This window comes from Pseudomonas cichorii, assembly GCF_015471405.1.
GTDB classification, from domain to species: domain Bacteria; phylum Pseudomonadota; class Gammaproteobacteria; order Pseudomonadales; family Pseudomonadaceae; genus Aquipseudomonas; species Aquipseudomonas serbiensis.
Map to the genome: position 1 here is coordinate 1 of NZ_BLVZ01000054.1, position 333 is coordinate 333.

The 333-nt window shown below is 46.5% G+C and carries 1 pseudogene; it reads right to left on the minus strand.

Going from position 1 to position 333, the window contains the following annotated elements:
• A pseudogene (locus JL015_RS27865) lies at window positions 1–295 on the minus strand (hypothetical protein); the annotation flags it as partial.
• Window positions 296–333: the final 38 nt, after the last annotated feature.

Here is a 333-nt window from a genome sequence, read left to right on the forward strand (position 1 = left end):
ATCCACGACCGACGATGAAAACAACTGGTGATCTTGCATTGCTCACTGTGAAGCCGTGTATCGGGTGCTTCCCTGCATTGTAGTTGTAGCTGCTTTTCTGATCGGGATCGACGTTTGAGCCTCTTATTGTATATACACCATCAGATCGCAAATAAACCATGTTGCCGCTCTTCACAAGCCCATATGTGATTTTCGACGTATCAAATAGAAGCTCACCTGTATCCTTTCTAACTATCAGTTCCGGCATCAATAATACCCATACCAAATTCGGCAGTTCGCGGCGAAGTACCCCCACCCTCCCCCTGTATTGAACGAATAAGCCCAACTCAAGGA